Origin of the sequence: Martelella alba (assembly GCF_006516955.1) — a bacterium.
Lineage (GTDB): Bacteria > Pseudomonadota > Alphaproteobacteria > Rhizobiales > Rhizobiaceae > Martelella > Martelella alba.
The window spans coordinates 49,348-68,055 of record NZ_VHLG01000001.1 but is presented as its reverse complement, the minus strand read 5'-3'; the positions used below and the strand labels follow the sequence as shown (position 1 = coordinate 68,055).

The 18,708-nt window shown below is 57.8% G+C and carries 16 protein-coding genes; 5 read left to right on the top strand and 11 right to left on the bottom strand.

Annotation, left to right across the window (positions count from 1 at the left end; all coding sequences use genetic code 11):
* Positions 1 to 14: 14 nt before the first annotated feature.
* From hflX to dusB, 8 genes are all read right to left on the bottom strand, one after another.
* Positions 15 to 1,364: a GTPase HflX gene (gene hflX / locus FJU08_RS00315; protein WP_141146983.1), complete on the bottom strand. Its 1,350-nt coding sequence runs from the start codon at positions 1,362 to 1,364 to the stop codon at positions 15 to 17.
* A 14-nt stretch (positions 1,365 to 1,378) separates the two neighbouring features.
* A complete protein-coding gene (hfq, locus tag FJU08_RS00310; RefSeq protein WP_141146982.1) occupies positions 1,379 to 1,621 on the bottom strand; it encodes an RNA chaperone Hfq in 243 nt (80 codons plus the stop codon).
* Between the two features lie 177 nt (positions 1,622 to 1,798).
* Complete coding sequence (gene trkA, locus FJU08_RS00305; RefSeq protein WP_141146981.1) at positions 1,799 to 3,175, bottom strand: Trk system potassium transporter TrkA; 1,377 nt, start codon at positions 3,173 to 3,175, stop codon at positions 1,799 to 1,801.
* An 89-nt stretch (positions 3,176 to 3,264) separates the two neighbouring features.
* Positions 3,265 to 4,629, bottom strand: a complete 1,365-nt coding sequence (gene ntrX / locus FJU08_RS00300; RefSeq protein ID WP_141146980.1) for a nitrogen assimilation response regulator NtrX — start codon at positions 4,627 to 4,629, stop codon at positions 3,265 to 3,267.
* Positions 4,619 to 6,814, bottom strand: coding sequence for a sensor histidine kinase NtrY-like (locus tag FJU08_RS00295; protein ID WP_328592396.1), 2,196 nt, complete (start codon positions 6,812 to 6,814; stop codon positions 4,619 to 4,621). The genes ntrX and FJU08_RS00295 overlap by 11 nt, the downstream gene beginning before the upstream one ends.
* A gap of 298 nt (positions 6,815 to 7,112) precedes the next feature.
* Positions 7,113 to 8,570 (bottom strand): nitrogen regulation protein NR(I), encoded by a 1,458-nt coding sequence (ntrC, locus tag FJU08_RS00290; RefSeq protein ID WP_141146978.1) that lies wholly within the window; start codon positions 8,568 to 8,570, stop codon positions 7,113 to 7,115.
* A 21-nt stretch (positions 8,571 to 8,591) separates the two neighbouring features.
* On the bottom strand, positions 8,592 to 9,719 hold the full coding sequence (locus tag FJU08_RS00285) for a two-component system sensor histidine kinase NtrB (protein ID WP_407943670.1): 1,128 nt from the start codon (positions 9,717 to 9,719) through the stop codon (positions 8,592 to 8,594).
* 2 nt (positions 9,720 to 9,721) lie between these two features.
* On the bottom strand, positions 9,722 to 10,744 hold the full coding sequence (dusB, locus tag FJU08_RS00280) for a tRNA dihydrouridine synthase DusB (protein ID WP_141146976.1): 1,023 nt from the start codon (positions 10,742 to 10,744) through the stop codon (positions 9,722 to 9,724).
* Between the two features lie 147 nt (positions 10,745 to 10,891).
* Between dusB and FJU08_RS00275 the strand changes: the two genes are divergently transcribed.
* Positions 10,892 to 12,103: a bifunctional 2-C-methyl-D-erythritol 4-phosphate cytidylyltransferase/2-C-methyl-D-erythritol 2,4-cyclodiphosphate synthase gene (locus tag FJU08_RS00275; protein ID WP_141146975.1), complete on the top strand. Its 1,212-nt coding sequence runs from the start codon at positions 10,892 to 10,894 to the stop codon at positions 12,101 to 12,103.
* A complete protein-coding gene (locus tag FJU08_RS00270) occupies positions 12,100 to 12,600 on the top strand; it encodes a CinA family protein (protein ID WP_141146974.1) in 501 nt (166 codons plus the stop codon). Before FJU08_RS00275 ends, FJU08_RS00270 begins: the two co-directional genes overlap by 4 nt.
* Here FJU08_RS00270 and FJU08_RS00265 read toward each other — a convergent pair.
* Complete coding sequence (locus FJU08_RS00265; protein WP_141146973.1) at positions 12,591 to 13,037, bottom strand: type II toxin-antitoxin system RatA family toxin; 447 nt, start codon at positions 13,035 to 13,037, stop codon at positions 12,591 to 12,593. The genes FJU08_RS00270 and FJU08_RS00265 overlap by 10 nt on opposite strands.
* A 155-nt stretch (positions 13,038 to 13,192) precedes the next feature.
* Positions 13,193 to 14,656, bottom strand: a complete 1,464-nt coding sequence (locus FJU08_RS00260) for an NAD(P)H-hydrate dehydratase (protein ID WP_141146972.1) — start codon at positions 14,654 to 14,656, stop codon at positions 13,193 to 13,195.
* Positions 14,657 to 15,001: 345 nt separating this feature from the next.
* On the opposite strand from FJU08_RS00260, the gene FJU08_RS00255 reads away from it, so the two are divergent.
* From FJU08_RS00255 to hspQ, 3 genes are all read left to right on the top strand, one after another.
* Positions 15,002 to 15,340, top strand: coding sequence for a P-II family nitrogen regulator (locus FJU08_RS00255; RefSeq protein ID WP_141146971.1), 339 nt, complete (start codon positions 15,002 to 15,004; stop codon positions 15,338 to 15,340).
* A 69-nt stretch (positions 15,341 to 15,409) separates the two neighbouring features.
* Positions 15,410 to 16,819: a type I glutamate--ammonia ligase gene (gene glnA / locus FJU08_RS00250; RefSeq protein ID WP_141146970.1), complete on the top strand. Its 1,410-nt coding sequence runs from the start codon at positions 15,410 to 15,412 to the stop codon at positions 16,817 to 16,819.
* Between the two features lie 157 nt (positions 16,820 to 16,976).
* Positions 16,977 to 17,306, top strand: coding sequence for a heat shock protein HspQ (hspQ, locus tag FJU08_RS00245; protein ID WP_141146969.1), 330 nt, complete (start codon positions 16,977 to 16,979; stop codon positions 17,304 to 17,306).
* A 242-nt stretch (positions 17,307 to 17,548) separates the two neighbouring features.
* Here hspQ and lpxB read toward each other — a convergent pair whose 3' ends face one another.
* Positions 17,549 to 18,700, bottom strand: coding sequence for a lipid-A-disaccharide synthase (gene lpxB / locus FJU08_RS00240; protein ID WP_141146968.1), 1,152 nt, complete (start codon positions 18,698 to 18,700; stop codon positions 17,549 to 17,551).
* Positions 18,701 to 18,708: the final 8 nt, after the last annotated feature.

The window sequence follows — 18,708 nt, the reverse complement described above, 5'->3', positions numbered from 1 at the left end:
AAACTGTCAGACGTTCAGCTTTCCAGCATGCTTTCCAATCGCTGGGCCTCGCTCGCCGGTAGGCGGATATCAAGACTGACCGAACCGTCTTCAAGGTCACGGCGTTCATCGACGATCGCATGCTCATAGAGCCACGGCAGGATCTGTAGCTGCGTCACCGCCAGCGTAATCGTCGTTTCCGTCAGCACACCGGCCAGCCGCTTGGCAATCCGGTCGATCAGCGCCTCAACGCCCTCGCCCGTAATCGCTGAAACGCCCATCACCGCCTCGTCACCGCTGGCGCGTTCCATCAGCGCATCATGCGCCTCCGGCTCCAAGAGATCGAGCTTGTTCCAGATCTCCAGGATCCGCGCCGCACGGTCATCCTCGTCAATCCCGAGCTCACCGAGAATACGCAGTACGTCTTCCGCCTGCGCATCACGATCCGGGTCCGACATATCCCGTACATGCAGGATGATATCCGCTTCCAGCACCTCTTCCAGCGTCGCACGGAAGGCGGCCACAAGATGTGTCGGCAGATCGGAAATAAAACCGACCGTATCGGAGAGGATGACGGTACGCCCATGTGGCAGCTTCATCCGCCTGAGCGTCGGATCCAGCGTGGCAAACAGCATATCCTCTGCCAGAACGCCTGCGCCGGTGATACGGTTGAACAGCGTTGACTTTCCGGCATTGGTATAGCCGACCAGGGCAACAATCGGATGCGGAACCTTCTTGCGCTTTGAGCGATGCAGCTGGCGTGTGCGCACCACCTGTTCCAATTCGCGCTCCAGCTTGACGATACGTTCACGCAGCAGACGACGGTCCGCCTCGATCTGCGTTTCACCCGGACCGCCCATGAAGCCACCGCCACCGCGCTGACGCTCAAGATGGGTCCAGCTGCGCACCAGACGGCCGCGCTGATAGTTCAGATGCGCCAACTCGACCTGAAGCCGGCCTTCCTTGGTGGAAGCCCGTTCGCCGAAAATCTCGAGAATGAGACCAGTCCGGTCAATGACCTTCGCGACCCAGGCTTTTTCCAGATTGCGCTGCTGCACCGGGGTCAGAGGATGATCTACAATGACAAGACCGATATCATTGTCATCAAGGGTTTGATCGATCTCCTCGATCTTGCCCTGCCCGATCAGCGTCGCCGGCCGTGGGTCGTTGACCTGCACGATGATCGATTTGACCACCTCAAGCCCGATCGCGCGGGCCAGCCCTTCTGCTTCCTGCTGCCGGCTCTCTGCCGACCGCGTGCTTAAAGGCGCTGCGGCGTCTCCGCCGCGCGCTGCTTTGAGAACCGGAACCAAAACGATCGCACGGGAGGAATCCCTGTTCTCGTATTCGCTTTCCGGAAATTTCGATTTGTCCTGCTCAGAAATGTGGGTTCACCCGATTAAGACGAACTGTCTTCGCCCTCGAACATCTGAACCGGTTGACCGGGCATAATGGTCGAGATTGCATGCTTATAGACCAATTGCGAGTGGCCATCGCGACGCAACAGAACACAGAAGTTGTCGAAGGATGTCACAACACCCGTAAGTTTAACCCCATTTATGAGGAAAATCGTCAATGAAATTTTCTGCTTACGAACTGTATTAAGAAAAAGATCTTGAAGATTTTGAGAACGTTCCGCCATAGCGCCGCTTCTTTCTTACTTTTGCCGGAATTTCGCCGGTATCCACCTCATTGATTTCGCCATGTCCTACTGACCAAGTGAAATCTCTTTGAGAGGTCGTATCAAATCGTCATGCTTTCCGCAACGGTGAAATCGATACCCGCCAACGTCGCAGCGCACAAACGGTTGCAGCCTCCATTAGAAATACTGAATCGACACCCGAAACAGCTGTTCCACATGGCGAACCGCTGATGCAGCAGCGAAGAGAATCACCCGGTCACCGGTCTTGATCTTCATGTCACCCGTCGGGCGCAGGAACGAATCGCCGCGATAGACCGCCCCAATTCTAATGCCTTCGGGCAGTTCCAGATCGCGGAATGGCGTTCCGACCAGAGGCGATGTTGCCAGCGCCTCGGCCTCCACCACTTCCGCTGCCCCCTTCTGCACGGCATAGACCGAGCGGATACGCCCTTTGCGAACATGCTGAAGCACGCGTGAGATCGTCACTGCGCGCGGATTGATATAGGCGTCGATGCCGAGCGACTTGGTCACGTCGTGGAAAGACGGGTTATTCAGAAGCGCCAGATTGGAATCACATCCAAGCTGCTTGGCAATCACAGAGGCAAGAATATTGGTCTGGTCATTATTGGTCAGCGATACCATAAGATGCGCGTCCGGCACGTCGGCCTGGATCATCAGATTCTGGTCGAGCGCCGAGCCCTGTAGCACGATGACATTGTGCAGCTGATCGGAAACGGCAATCGCCCGCTCACGATCATTTTCGATAATCTTGACCTTGGTTTTGGGCTGCAGCTCTTCCAGCGATTTTGCAACGAAGAAGCCAATATTGCCGCCACCGGCAATGACGATCCGCCTCGCTTCCTGCTCTTCATGACCGAACAGCGCCAGCGTGCGCCGGATCTGATCCTGTTCGCAGACGACATAAACCATGTCGCCGACGAGAATCTGATCGGAGGAATGCGGAATGATGATCTTGTCGTGACGGTAGATGCCCGTCACCGTTGCGCTGAGATCAGGGAAGAGCTGGCTCAGCTGCTGCAGCGGCGTGTTCACCACCGGGCAGTCCTCGTGGCACTCCACCGCCAGCATGGCGATATTGCCATCGCCGAAGCGCACGATATCGGTTGCACCAGGGAATGAAATACGCCGCAGAACCATGCGACCGACCTCAACTTCCGGCGAAATCGTCACATCAATCGGCATATGGTCGCGCGAGAACAGGTCCGAATAATGTGCCTGAAGGTAGCTCTGCGAGCGAATCCGGGCGATCTTGGTCGGCACGTTGAACAGCGAATGTGCCACCTGGCAGGCCACCATGTTGATCTCGTCATGCAGCGTCACGGCGATGATCATGTCGGCCTGATCGGCGCCAGCCCTGGCCAGAACATCAGGATGCGCACCATGGCCAACATAACCACGAACATCCAGCAGTTCCGTGATCGCACTGATCAGCGTAGCGGATGTATCAATGACCGACACATCGTTATATTCTTGGGAAAGCCGTTCGGCGATACCGAAACCGACCTGCCCTGCCCCGCAGATTATGATCTTCATGTCATCCGTTCCGGCGCGTGGCCATGTTCGCGTTCAATCGCTTGCTTCTCGCAAGGGGCCATTCCCGGCCCCCTGTTTTGCGAGCATATCTATATGCCAAGCGATTTCAATTTGCGATGCAAAGCAGAGCGTTCCATGCCGACAAATTCTGCCGTACGGGAAATATTCCCGCCAAAGCGGTTGATCTGCGCCATCAGATAATCGCGCTCGAAGCGCTCGCGCGCCTCGCGCAACGGCAGCGTCATGATATGCGCATCGCCAGAGCCCTGGATCTGCGGCAGCACGTCGGACAAATCCGCAGGCAGAAGATCAGCCGAGATCGGGGTCTGCGCGTCCTCGTCACGCGCCAGAATCATCAGCCGCTCCAGATTGTTGCGCAATTGCCGGATATTGCCCGGCCAGTCATGGGCCTGCAGGATCGCCATAGCATCATCGCCGATCCGCCGCTGGCGAATACCCGCCTGATCACAAAGCTGGCGCAGGATCAGATCGACAAGAAAGGGAATATCCTCGCGGCGCTCGGCAAGGCTTGGTATGCGCACCGGAACCACGGCCAACCGGTGATAGAGATCCTGGCGGAACAGACCGTCATCTATGCGCTGCTGCAGATTGAGTGCGGTGGAGGAAATGATGCGGACATCCACCTTCACCCGCCGGCTGCCGCCGACACGCTCGAATTGCTGGTCAACAAGCACCCTGAGAATTTTCTTCTGGGTCTCGCGCGGCATCTCCCCGACTTCATCAAGATAAAGCGTGCCGCGATGGGCCTGTTCAAGAGCGCCGGTCCTGCGCGTATTGCCGCCGCCACCTTCGACGCCGAACAGTTCGATCTCCATGTTCTCCGGCGTGATGGCGGCTGCATTCACAGCGACAAACGGCCCTTCGGCGCGCAGTGAGCGGCTGTGCAGAAGGCGTGCAGCGACTTCCTTGCCGCTGCCCGAACCACCAAAAATCATCACCCGGCTATTGGTCGGACCGAGCTTTTCAATCGTCTGGCGCAGTTGTGAAATCAAGAGCGACGATCCGACCAGCTCTTCCGGGTCGCCACTCTTTCGTTTCAGCTCCGAGACTTCGCGCTTCAGCCGTGAATTTTCCAGCGCCCGTTCAGCGATCAGCACCAGCCGGTCGGCCTTGAATGGCTTTTCGATGAAATCAAAAGCACCGCGCTTGATCGCCGATACAGCCGTCTCAATATTACCGTGGCCGGAAATCATCACGACCGGCAGATCCGGGTGGCGGACCTTGATCTCATCCAGAAGGCCAAGCCCATCGAGCCGGCTTCCCTGCATCCATATATCGAGAAATATGAGGCGTGGAACGCGATCTGCAATCGCTGCCAATGCGCTGTCGCTGTCGTGGGCGACACGGGTTTCGTGGCCTTCATCAGACAAAATGCCTGACACGATGTCTCGTATATCTGCTTCGTCGTCAACGACAAGAATATCAGACGCCATCTTGTTTTACTTCCTTGTCTTTTTCTTCGCGTCCGCCTTCCACATCCTGGATGTGTGGCAGTTCCACGCGGATCATGGCTCCCCGGCCATTGGCAAAATCGTCTGGCGCATCATGCAGGCCAAGCGTGCCACCATGCTCTTCGATAATCTTGCGGACGATGGCCAGCCCCAGCCCCGTCCCCTTCTCGCGCATGGTTATATATGGCTCGAGTATGAGATGCCGGTTTTCGACGGGCAGGCCCTTTCCGTTATCGATGATGTCGACAACGAAACGATCCCTTGCCTCGTCATAACCGGCGCGCACCAGCACTTTCTTTTCACCGTCAATATCTTCAGCGGGAACCGCCTCGATTGCCTCGACAGCATTTTTGATAATATTGGCGAAAGCCTGCCCCAGCATGCGGCCGTCGAAATAGCCACGCAGCGGCTTGTCGCCGAGTTCGCGGACAAAGCTTACGTCGCTTTGCGCCATTTCCCGGAGGAAAACGGCATCCACAAGGATCTCCCGCAGGTCAATCTGTGATTTCGACGGCTTGGGCATGCGGGCAAAGGCCGAGAACTCATCGACCATGCGGCCGATATCCTCCACCTGCCGGACGATCGTATCGGTACACTGATCGAAAACCTTACGGTCATCATCGCTTTCAACCTGCCGGCCAAAGCGCCGCTTCAGCCGTTCGGCCGAAAGCTGGATCGGGGTCAGCGGATTTTTTATCTCATGGGCGATACGCCGCGCGACATCCGCCCAGGCGGAAGAACGCTGAGCGATAATGAGATCGGTAATGTCGTCAAGCGTGATGACATAGGAACTCTCGACATCATTGGCCTCCTCCCGCGTCACCTGAACCGACAGCGTCCGTTCATTGCCGTGCCGCATGAGATTGACCTGCCGCAGGAAATTCTTGCGCCTTCTGCGCATCGCTGCGGTCATGACGATATCAATCTCGGGCGCAACGTCCTTGAGCTTCCTCCCTGACAACTCGCCTTCGCTGAAAGCCAGCATATCTTCGGCAGACCGGTTCACAATCGTGACAACGCGGTTTTCGTCAACGCCGATAACCCCTGCAGTCACACCAGAAAGCACGGCTTCAATGAAACGGCGCCGGTCATCGATCTCGTCCTTGGCCAGAAGCACCTCGCGCTGCTGCCCGCGAATTTCGGCAACCATCTTGTTGAACGTCCGCGAAAGCCGGCCGACATCGCCGTCAATCGTGCGTGCCGGCACCACCACCCGCAGATCACCGGAAGCCACCTGGTCAGCAGCCCCGATCAGCAGCCGGATCGGCAATACGATACGATCAGCGACGGCAATGCCGGTCCAGATCGCAGCCAGCAGCACGATCAGCGCAAAGCCCAGATAAAGAACGGCAAAGGCGATCTGCAACGACAGACGCCCCTTTTCCATGGAGTGATATTCACTGAAATTGTCATTGATCATCCGCATCGCGCCCATCACATTGGGATCGACTGCACGGATGGTATAGAGATAGCTGCCCGGAATGGCCTCAAGGGCAACAATGGCCCCGACCAGATTGGTCGAGCCAGAGGGAATGAGCGTCGGTTGCCCGGCGGCTGCCTTTTCAAGCGCATCCTTCGGAACATCCGGCAGTTTCGGCTCATCTGCGCCCATATCCGCCTGAAGGATCACGCTACCATCAGAGCGCACCAGAAAGGCTCCCAGCATGCCGCGTCCGCGCGCCTGCCGGGTCACAAGATCGGTAAAGCCCTTGCGATCAAGCACATAAAGCGAACGATTGCGTTCAAGATCATTGCCCATGGACAATGTCTGGCCCTGAAGGATGCTGTTATTCTCCTGCATATAGGCTTCGGCCACATTGAGCGATGATTCGACGATCGCCTGCGTGCGCATCGAAAACCATCGATCAAGCCCGGCATTCAGCGTCAGCGTTGCAAAGATCGCGACCAGAATTGCCGGCGTCACGGCAACGATCGAGAATAATAGGACAATGCGGATATGCAACTGGGCTGCGGCACGGCCACGGCGGCGGGCCCGCAGAAGCCGGACCACTTCACTTGATATGAGGTAGATGAGCGCCAGCACGAACAGAGAATTCGCAGCCACCAGCGCGATGACCACATGGCCTGTCGGCTTGACCGGGGTGAGACCCAGCAAAATCAGAAGTGATGCTATCGCAATCAGCAGGGCGCCGCCAACAAGCGCCATGCCGGGAGAACGCAAGATAGCCCGCGCGGTCCCCTGCCCGTACTGAACGTCGTCCTCATCAGCATCCAAGTGCTGGACATTATCACTATCACTTGCCGAAGCGGCCATGCCCCACCGTCTGCCAGTCTTTTGCGGTGAACCGGAATCAAGCCCTGCCGCGTGAACGATATATGTGGATTATATGCAACAGAATGTGGCACAAATGCAACGGCCGCGCCACAGACCGATCAACGCCGGAACGGTGAGCCCCGGCGTTGAGCGATATTCCACAATGGTTTCTGCTGAACCACGCAACGGCCTAAGATGACGCACCGCGCGAGCTACGGTAAACCGAAACACCAAGCTCACGGATCTTCTTGCGCAGGGTATTTCTGTTCAGGCCCAGAAGATCGGCCGCGCGTATCTGATTGCCTCGTGTTGCCGTCAAAGCAGCAAGGATCAACGGATATTCCACTTCGCTCAATACCCGCTCATAGAGGCCGGAAGGTGGCAGACTTTCGCCGAAACTGGCAAAGTAGCTGCGCATGTTTTCCTCAACTGCCTGGGCGATCGTCGGCATGCCATTGCGGCTACTGGCCTTGTCAACCGGCGCCTCCGGCTGATCGGAACGCAGTTCCTGTTCAACAATCTCGCGGGTGATTACATCCTGCGGATAAAGCGCCATCAGCCGGCGGACAAGATTTTCCAGTTCGCGCACATTGCCCGGCCAGCCATAGCCCTTCATGGCATCAATGGCTTCCTGCTCGAAACGTTTGCCGCCAAGCCCTTCAGCCTCGCCGCCTTGCACAAAGTGACGAACCAGATCACCAATATCCTCGGTCCGCTCGCGCAGAGGTGGCAGACGAAGCGGTACGACATTCAGGCGGTAATAAAGGTCCTCGCGGAACAGGCCCTGATGAATGGACTGCTTCAGATCCTTGTTGGTGGCGGCGACGATTCGCACATCGGTGCGGATCGGCGTGCGGCCGCCAACCGTCGTATATTCCCCCTGCTGGAGAACGCGCAGCAGGCGGGTCTGGGCATCCATCGGCATATCGCCGATTTCATCGAGAAACAGCGTACCGCCTTCGGCCTGCTCGAAACGGCCGGAAGACCGGGTCTGGGCCCCGGTGAAGGCGCCCTTTTCGTGACCGAAAAGCTCTGATTCGATCAGATCACGCGGGATCGCCGCCATGTTGATGGCGACGAAAGGACCGTTGCGGCGCTTGCCGTAATCATGCAGCGCCCGCGCGACAAGTTCCTTGCCTGTTCCCGATTCACCGGTAATCATCAGCGTCAGATCGGTCTGCATCAGCCGTGCCAGAACCCGGTAGATTTCCTGCATGGCCGCCGAACGACCGACCAGCGGCATGCCGTCCTGCATGTCATCATCCATCGGTGCCGGCTTGCGCTTCGGCTCGGACAGGGCGCGACCGACAATCGCGATCAGCTCGGTCAGATCGAAGGGCTTGGGCAGGTAATCATAAGCGCCCTTCTCCGAGGCCCTGACAGCCGTCATGAAGGTATTTTGCGCACTCATGACAATCACCGGCAGATCCGGGCGTGACTTCTTGATGCGTGGCAAGAGATCGAAGGCATTTTCATCCGGCATCACCACATCGGTGAGAACGAGATCGCCTTCACCGGAGGAAACCCAGCGCCACAGCGTCGCGGCATTCGATGTGATGCGAACATCATATCCGGCGCGGCTCAGTGCCTGATTGAGAACGGTGCGAATGGCTGCATCGTCATCTGCGACAAGAATGGTAGCGGTCATCGGAAAATGTCCTGTCTGTCTTTATTGTGTGATCGCGCCTGTCGAGACGTCTTTCGAAACCGGCATCAGAATACGGAATGTCGTACGATTACTCTGGTTTTCGCACTCGATAATGCCGCCATGGCCACCAATGATCTTGGCAACCAGGGCAAGGCCAAGGCCCGTTCCGTTCGGCTTCGTCGTGATAAAGGGATCGAAAAGATGGGCCATCAGATCCGCCGGAACCCCCGGCCCATTGTCATGAACACAGAATTCCAGCGGCAGCGAAATCTTCTCGCGTGAGCCAGCGACAGAAAGGCGAATGCCCGGCCGGTAGGCCGTGGTCAACACGATCTCAGCATCCGGTTTTCCGGCCACCGCCTCCGCCGCATTCTTCACCAGGTTCAAAAACACCTGTACCATCTGGTCACGATTGGCGTAGATCTGCGGCAAGGAAGGATCATAATTTTCGATGATCTTGATATCACGGGCAAAACCGGCCTGTGCCAGCGCCTTCACATGATCCAGCACCGAGTGAATGTTGAGCGGAACACGATCGATCGGCCGCTCATCGGAAAAGATTTCCATCCGGTCAACCAGCGAAACAATCCTGTCAGTCTCGTCGCAGATCAGCCGTGTCAGCGCCCTGTCGTCATCGCTGGCATTGGTTTCAAGCAGCTGGGCGGCGCCACGAATACCGGAAAGCGGGTTCTTGATCTCATGGGCCAGCATCGCTGCAAGTCCGGTGACCGAGCGGGCAGCCGCGCGATGCACCAGCTGGCGATCAATCTTGTCAGCCATGGAGCGGACCTGAAAGACCAGCGCCACCGATCCCTGATCTCCAACGGGCGCGACATAGATATCGACCAGCTTGTCCTGCCCCAGCCGTGGCGATGACAGATCAACGCGATATTCGTTCACCGGCGCCCTGCGATCTCGCACCTGCGAGATCAACGACAGCAGCGGGCTGTCGAAGGGAATATATTTTGACAGCGGCTGACGGGCGAGATGTGCGGCGCTCGCGCCAAAAAACACCTCGGCCTCCCAGTTCGCGTAAGTGATATGCCCTTGTTCATCCACAAGAACCACCGGATTCTGGATTGCATTCAGTACGTCGGCGGCGAGCGAATCCTCCGGCCGCACTGCATCGCCGAGACCGTTCTTCTTCATGTTCATGCGGCCTTTCTGCCTTCCGTGGCGCCCTGATCGCCAAGAATCTCTTCAAGCTGTCTGAGCACGAAACCGGGGTCCCGTGCTGTCATGATTTCGGCCTTTCGACCATCATCAAGCGAAGGAGCCAAGCGCTCCAGATACCACGCCACATGTTTTCGGGCATGCCGCACGCCGACGTGAGAACCGTAAAAGCCCATCATCGCCTCGTAATGTTCCAGTACAATTGCCGTCGCCTCGGAGGCATCGGGCTTTACATGCCCAGCCAATGCGCCGGCATGCCAGGGCCGCCCCTGACAACCGCGCCCGAGCATCACCGCCGTGGCCCCGGAACGGCGAGCGATTTCAGCAATATCGCCCGCTGTTTCAACATCACCATTAGCAATCAGCGGAACTGTCAATCGGTCGGAAACAGCTGCAATCGCATCCCAGTCGGCCTGGCCCTTGTAAAACTGCATGCGCGTTCGCCCATGAACCGTGACGGCCCGAACGCCTGCCTGTTCGGCAGCATAGGCGAGTTCCGGTGCATTCAGGCTGTTTTCATCCCAGCCAAGGCGCATCTTGACCGTCACCGGAACGCTGACGGCCTGAACGGTCGCTTCAATGATGGCAAGGGCGCGCTCAGGTTCGCGCATCAGCGCCGAACCGGTATAACCGCCTACGACTTTTTTCGCGGGACAGCCCATATTGATATCAATAATGTCGGCGCCCTCACCCTCGGCGATCCGTGCAGCCTCTGCCATGAAGGCAGGATCGCGGCCTGCAAGCTGCACCATATGCGGCTTCAGCCCGGCACCTTTAAGCCTTGCCCAACTTTCGGCGGTATTGAAGGTCAGTTCCCGGCTGGCAATCATCTCGGTCACAACAAGACCGGCTCCGTGACGCCAGGCAATCTGCCTGAAGGGAAGATCCGTCACACCGGACATCGGCGCCAGCACAATCCGGTTACGAATTGTCACGCCACCGATTTCAAATGTGTCGGAAGGGTTGAATTTGTGCAAATGACTATCTTTCACGCAGTCAATTATTTTGCCCTATTTTTAGACAAAATGATCCGATCTGCCAAGTGAAATCGGTTGCGATACACAAATTTTAGGCAAACGCTGGAAATATGACGCCATCACTGTAACGTCTGCGCCAACAGGAATCATTTTTGCGGACTTTCATCGGCCATGCAACCCGGATCACGCTTTCAGCCCGCCATTATCATCGTCGCCGCTGGTCGCGGTGAAAGGGCCGGTGCCCCCGAGGAAGGGCCGAAACAATACCGCCCGATCGGCGGAAAACCCGTCATTTCCCACACGCTTTCGGTTTTTTCGACGTGGCGACAGGCCGAAGGACGCATTGTCGTTGTCATCCACCCGGATGATGAAGCCCTGTTTGTTGCGGCGCGTAATATCGTCGCAGGGGCGGAAAAGATCGAATTTGTTCACGGCGGCGCAACGCGGCAGATGTCGGTGCTGGCCGGTCTCAGGGCGCTGGAAGGGCGTGGCGCTACTCACGTGATGATACATGATGCCGTCCGGCCCTTTTTCGATATCGCGCTTTTGGAACGCATAGCCGATGCGCTCAAAAGCGGCGCGTCTGCGGTGCTGCCAGCGATCCCCGTTGCCGATACGCTGAAGCGCCGCGCCGATGACGGCACAGTCGCCGAAACCGTGTCCCGCGCCGGTCTCTATGCCGCGCAGACGCCGCAATCCTTTGCCTATCCGGCGATAAGGCAAGCCCATGAACGCGCCAGCGCGGCCGGGAAACTGGATTTTACCGATGACGCCGGCATCGCGGAATGGGCCGGCCTGCCAGTGACGCTGGTCGAAGGCCTAGCCGACAATGTCAAACTGACCTTGAAGCGGGATATCGCCATGGCCGATGAAAAACTCTCTTCCGCAATCATTCCCGATATTCGCACCGGGAATGGATATGATGTTCATAAACTGGTTGACGGGGATGGTGTAACCCTTTGTGGTGTCTTCATTCCTCATGACATGACACTGTCCGGTCATTCCGATGCCGATGTCGCTTTTCACGCTCTGACAGATGCCCTTCTGGCCACCTGCGGCGAAGGAGATATCGGCGATCACTTCCCGCCAACCGACCCGCAATGGCGCGGTGCGGCATCGAAAATCTTCCTCGAACATGCAGCGAAAATCGTCCGGGGCAAGGGCGGCACCATCCTGAACGCCGATGTCTCGCTGATTGCCGAAGCCCCCAAGGTCGGCCCGCATCGCCTCGCCATGCGCCAGAACATTGCGCAATGTCTCGGCATCTCGCTTGACCGCGCCTCGGTCAAGGCGACCACCAACGAGACCATCGGCTTTGTCGGCCGGCGCGAAGGCATTGCCGCCATCGCGACAGCGTCGGTGCATTATGGAGAGCCAAAATGAGTATTCTCGACCCTGATCTGGAAGAACGCGCCCGCGTGTTGATCGAATATTGCACCCGCACCCGCGCCATGATTGCGACGGCAGAATCATGTACGGGCGGCCTGATTGCCGCAGCACTCACTGAAATCTCGGGCTCGTCCGCCGTTGTCGACCGCGGCTTCGTCACCTATTCAAACGAGGCGAAGATGGAGATGCTCGGCGTGCAGAAAGCCATTCTCGATCAATATGGCGCCGTCTCGCGCGAAACCGCACTGCAGATGGCCGCCGGCGCTTTATGGCGCTCCAATGCCGATATGGCGATTGCGGTCACCGGCATTGCCGGCCCGACCGGCGGCACGGAAGAAAAGCCTGTCGGCCTCGTTCACCTCGCCGCCCGCGACCGCGCCGGACATATCCAGCACATCGAGAGCCGTTATGGCGACATCGGCCGCGCGGCGATCCGCCGGGCAACAGTCAGATCGGCGCTCGGCATGCTTGAGGCGCTCGCTCAGGCATAAATCCTGTCGGCCCGGGCCTCAAATGCTTCAGAGAATTTGCGGAAGGCCCGGTCGAACATCGAGCCCATCAGCCCGCCAAGCAGGCGGTTCTTGAATTCGTAATTGATGTAGAATTTTACATCACATGCATTCTCGCCATTATCCTCGAAAAGCCACTGGTTATCGAGAAAGCGGAACGGCCCGTCGACATATTTCACGTCGATGCGCCTGATCTGCCGGTCCAGCGCCACCTGGGTGGTGAAGGTTTCGCGTATGGCTTTGTAGCCGACCGTCATGTCGGCAATGATAAGTTGCTTGCCGTCGCGCTCACGACGGGAACGCACGATCAGCGCTTCACAAAGCGGCACGAATTCCGGATAGCTTTCGATGTCGGCAACGAGATCGAACATCCGTTCGGCTGAGTGTTTAACGTGGCGGGTGGTTTTATATTCCGGCATGTCTTCCAGCTACTGATCTGTCATTCCAGGCGCAAGGCTTTGGCGCCATCGGGATTTGCAAAATTGCGACACCTGACCGCATCACAGATATAGCGCGAAATTTCAAGATCAACACGCATCCTTCCTGCACGCCAAATGCGACGGATAGGATCATTTTACAGCGTTTCAGGCGGCGGCAGATGCGCACAGAGATCTTCAGCCGAAAGCCCCGGCCCTGCCCGGTTCCCGGCCTCGCCGTGCAGAAAGGCACCGGCACAGGCCGCCTCAAAGGCCGGCATCCCTTCAGCCATCAGCCCGCCGATCAACCCGGCCAGCACATCGCCGGACCCCGCCGTTGCCAGGAAAGGCGGCGCATTGGCATTGATCGCCGCACGCCCATCGGGCGAAGCGATGACGGTATCAGCGCCTTTATAAAGAATAACCGCGCCGGAAAGATTTGCCGCCGCCAGCGCCTTTTCCATCTTGCCTGAGGCTGTTTCAGAGGCAATTTCAGGAAACATGCGCCGGAACTCCCCTTCATGTGGTGTCAGCACCGTATTCACCGCCTCGGCCTTCAGGCGTTTAAACAGATGATCGCGCTCTGCGGCGAAAGCTGAAATGCCGTCCGCATCCAGTACCAGTGGCTTGCCGGCCAGAAGACGGACGAAGGCCCGCGCCCTGGCTGCATCACCAAAACCTGGACCAAGAACGAATGCCGAAAGTCTCCCGTCTTTCAGCCACTCTGCCAGCTCTTCCGCTTCATCGATACTTCGCAGCATGATCGCCGTCTCATGTGCGGCAACGACATCCGCGGCCGCGCTCGGCACGGCTAGGGTTACCAGGCCAGCGCCTGCCTTTAGCCCCGCATGGGCGGCGAGCCGGGCGGCACCCGTTGCATGATGCGGGCCGGAAAAAACCACCAAATGCCCCCTGCTATATTTATGGCTCGTGGCCTCTGGTCGCGGCAAAAGGCTTCGCCACTCCTCCGGCCCATTGAGCACAAAGCGCCCGGCTGCCCGATTGATGATCCGTTGCGGGATGCCGATATCGGCAATTTCGACCACGCCACACAGGGTCCGCCCCGGCAAAAGATAGTGACCGGGTTTCGGCGCCATGAAGCTGACCGTTCGCCGCGCCTGAAATGCTGCGCCGAGAACAAGTCCGCGCCGCCCGCAAAGACCGGACGGCAGGTCGACCGCAAGAACCGGCGTGCTGCTTGCCCCAACCGTTTCAATCAGGGCCGCAACCGCGCCATCCAGCGGCCGCGCCAGGCCCGCACCAAACAGCGCATCGATCACCAGATCTCCCGGTTCCGGGGTAAATTCAACAATGTCGCGACTTTCAACATTACAGCTATTGCGCGCAATCGCCGCATCGCCCTTTAGCCGCGCGGGATCTCCGAAATGAAAGAGCGCTACGGGTACGCCTGCATCGGCCAGCACATTGGCCGCAACATAGCCGTCGCCGCCATTATTGCCGGGACCACAAAAGATCACGGCCCGTGTGAGATCCGGGAAATGCCGCAATGCTGCAGCCGCCACGGCGTGGCCAGCTTTCACCATCAGCCCGAAACTGTCGATGCCCCCCTCCGCGGCAAGCCGATCTGCCATTCCCATTTCCGCCGGCGTGAGAATCTGCATGAAGTCCTCCGCTTTCCCTTTCCAGGCCCCGCCCGAGAAACGGGCAGGCTGCACATTGACTGTGAACAAGCTATAATCAGATGCTTATTATTTAGTCACGAATTCAGACATAAAAAGCCTGCCATATCAAAGCCATGTCAATCAACTGAATGACCACTTGACGCTTACCCGCTATTTGATGATTGTTTAAGCGTCTTGAATCAACGAGGCACCGGGCTTGGGGGATGATACCGCAATTTCTGCGGCGGCTGCGTGGGCTAGTCTCAAACTGGCACACAAACTGCATCTGTCTGTCCGAGCGGGTCCATACCTGCTTCAACGGGAGAAGCGGAGAGAAATTTTCTCATGAAAAAGATCGAAGCGATCATTAAGCCCTTCAAGCTGGACGAAGTGAAGGAAGCCCTTCAGGAAGTCGGTTTGCAAGGCATCACAGTTACCGAAGCCAAGGGCTTCGGGCGCCAGAAAGGACATACCGAGCTCTATCGCGGGGCAGAATATGTCGTCGACTTTCTGCCGAAAGTAAAAGTCGAGGTTGTACTGGTGGACGAAAATGTGGACGCCGTTATCGAGGCCATCCGCAATGCCGCACAGACCGGACGCATCGGCGACGGAAAGATCTTCGTTTCCAACATCGAGGGTGTAGTTCGCATCCGTACCGGTGAAACCGGGATAGACGCCATCTAATCCGAGCCTTCCCTCCCCCTTATTCAAGGCGGGGAAATCATATCGTCATCACATGCAAGGAAAACGTTAATGACGACCGCAGCAGATATTATGAAACAAATCAAGGACAACGACGTCAAGTTCGTCGACCTGCGCTTTACCGATCCCAAGGGCAAGCTGCAGCACGTGACGATGGACGTATCGGCTGTCGACGAAGACATGTTCGCAGATGGCGTTATGTTCGACGGCTCGTCGATCGCCGGCTGGAAGGCCATTAACGAGTCCGACATGGTGCTGATGCCCGACACGGCGACCGCCCACATGGACCCCTTCTTCGCGCAGTCCACGCTCGTTGTTTTCTGCGACGTTCTCGAGCCGCTCTCCGGCGAAGCCTATAACCGCGACCCGCGCGGCACGGCCAAGAAGGCTGAAGCCTATCTGAAGTCGACCGGCATCGGCGACACCGCATTCTTCGGCCCCGAGCCGGAATTCTTCGTCTTCGACGACGTCAAGTTTGCCTCCGACCCCTACAATACGGGCTTCAAGGTCGACAGCACCGAACTGCCCAGCAACAACGATGCTGACTATGAGACCGGCAACCTCGGCCATCGTCCGCGCACCAAGGGCGGTTACTTCCCGGTCCCGCCGGTCGACAGCGTTCAGGACATGCGCTCGGAAATGCTCACGGTTCTGGCTGAAATGGGCATCGTCGTTGAAAAGCATCACCACGAAGTTGCTGCTGCCCAGCACGAACTCTGCATGGTCTTCGACACGCTGACCCGCATGGCCGACAAGACCCAGATCTACAAGTACGGCGTCCATCAGGTTGCCAATGCCTATGGCAAGACCGCAACCTTCATGCCGAAGCCGGTTTATGGCGACAATGGCTCGGGTATGCACGTTCATCAGTCGATCTGGAAAGATGGCAAGCCGACCTTTGCTGGTGATGAATATGCCGGCCTGTCGGAAACCTGCCTGTATTACATCGGCGGCGTTATCAAGCATGCCAAGGCAATCAACGCCTTCACCAACCCGCTGACCAACTCCTACAAGCGTCTGGTACCCGGCTTTGAAGCTCCGGTTCTGCTGGCCTATTCCGCCCGCAACCGTTCTGCTTCCTGCCGCATTCCGTTCGGCTCCTCGCCGAAGGCAAAGCGCGTTGAGGTTCGCTTCCCCGATCCGGGCGCAAACCCCTACCTCGCTTTCGCAGCCCTGATGATGGCTGGCCTCGACGGCATCAAGAACAAGCTCCATCCTGGCGATGCCATGGACAAGGACCTGTACGATCTGCCGAAGGAAGAGCTCAAGGCAATCCCGACCGTTTCGGGTTCGCTGCGTGAAGCTCTTGAGTGCCTCGACAAGGATCGCGAATTCCTCACCGCCGGTGGCGTATTCGACGATGACCAGATCGACGCCTATATCGACCTGAAGATGGAAGAAGTTCAGCGCTTCGAAATGACCCCGCATCCGGTCGAATACGACATGTACTATTCGGTCTGATCTTTCGGTCAGTTCAAATATTCCGAAACCGGTCGCCAAAAGCGGCCGGTTTTTTCGTTTTGGCGCGTCCGTTTGACGGGGGTGTCTCCTGACACCGCTATCACCTCTTGTTTTCAGGCTTTTCATCGCCATATCAATTGATGAAAGGAAAAACCCCATGGAAATACGGAACGCGAAATTCTGCATTGGTGAAGTCGTATCGCACCGCTCACTACCGTTGCGCGGCGTTGTTCTGGATGTCGATCCGGTCTTTTCCCGCACCGAGGAATGGTACCGCTCGCTGCCTTTGGAACTCCGGCCAGACAAGAATCAGCCCTTCTACACGCTGGTCGCAGAAAATGAGGAAGGCAGCTACCTCGCCTATATCGCCGAAAGCAATATCGATCGCGATACCAGCGGCGAACCTTTAAGCAATCCCAAGCTCGAAGAGATATTTCAGCTGAATGATACAGGCCACTTCATGCCTCGCCATGCAGTCGCACACTGAGCAGCCCCAGGGCTGGCCCATGTCGGCTTCAGAGAGCTGACAACGTCGTTCAGATTGCCTGTGTGCGGTGAAGTGCATTCCTCTCCGCCGTCATCCCCGCGCTTGTCGCGGGGATCCAGCCCCCTCCCAAAAAGACATTGAACAAAAGAAGCTTTGACCGCGCGGACACGCATCGGCCGGATCCAGTTCGAGGCTGCCCGGCTGCCACAGCGTTCGCCGATACCGAACCGCTGCCTGATGCTCTAGGTTTTTGCATAATCCAGCAAGATCTGTGCAGCTTTCCGGCCAGGCGCCACATCGCTCGACATTGTGTGCCAGACGGTATCGAAACCATCCAACATCAGCTTGCGCTGTAGCGTATCCGCGCTCAGCAACTCCATCCAGCGCGCCAGTGCGCCCGCGCGCATCGTGTCATTGAAATATTCCGGTACCAGTGGGCGGTCCGCAATGATGTTTGGGAGAGAAGCGGACCAGATAACGATTTTCTTGAGCAAAAACCGGCCGATGACGTCCGCCTTATAGGCAGAGACGACAGGAACCCCGGCCAGCGCAAGCTCCAGCACTACAGTACCGGAGGCTGCCACCGCCGCATCGGCTTCAGCAAAAGCCTGCCATTTGGCTGCTTCGCCGACGACAATCTCTGGCTTTTCCGGCCAGCTTTCGACGGCCGCCCGTACCTGTGCTTCCCGATGGCCGACTGTCGGCGTGACAAAGCGAAAGTCGCCGCCACGCTCCGACAAGATCGACGCCACCTCGGCGAAGACCGGCGACAGGCTGCGGATTTCGCCGCCACGCGAACCTGGCAGAAGCAGGATGGTCTTGCGACCATCGGCCCTTCCACCGCGCAGCGCATTTCGCGCCGCGACCACATTGGGATTAGCCGTCAGCCGATGACCGACAAAGGTCGTTGGTGGACCGCCAAGACGGGCCATCGCCTCGGGCTCAAAGGGCAAGACGGCAAGGACATGATCGACATAATCCGTCATCTCCCGCGCACGATACGCCTTCCACGCCCAGACACTGGGGCAGACATACTGAACGATCGGCAGATCAGGCAGCGCCTTGCGCACACGCCTGGCAACGCGATGGGTGAAGTCAGGACTGTCGACGATAAACAGCAGGTCCGGCTTTGCCTCGATCACGGCTTTGGCCGTCTCCAAGATCCGCCGCAACAGCCGTGGCAAATTGGCGATCACCTGGGTAAAGCCCATGATCGACAGTTCAGAATAATCGTAGAGTGATTCTAGCCCCTCAGCAGCCAGCGCGTCACCGCCCACGCCCATCAGCGTCAAAGGTCGTGCGCTCAGCCTTTTCATCTCGGCAATTGCATCGGCCGCCAGAAGGTCCCCCGATGCCTCTCCGGCGATGACAGCTATTTTCAACGGCGCGGACATGGCTGGTC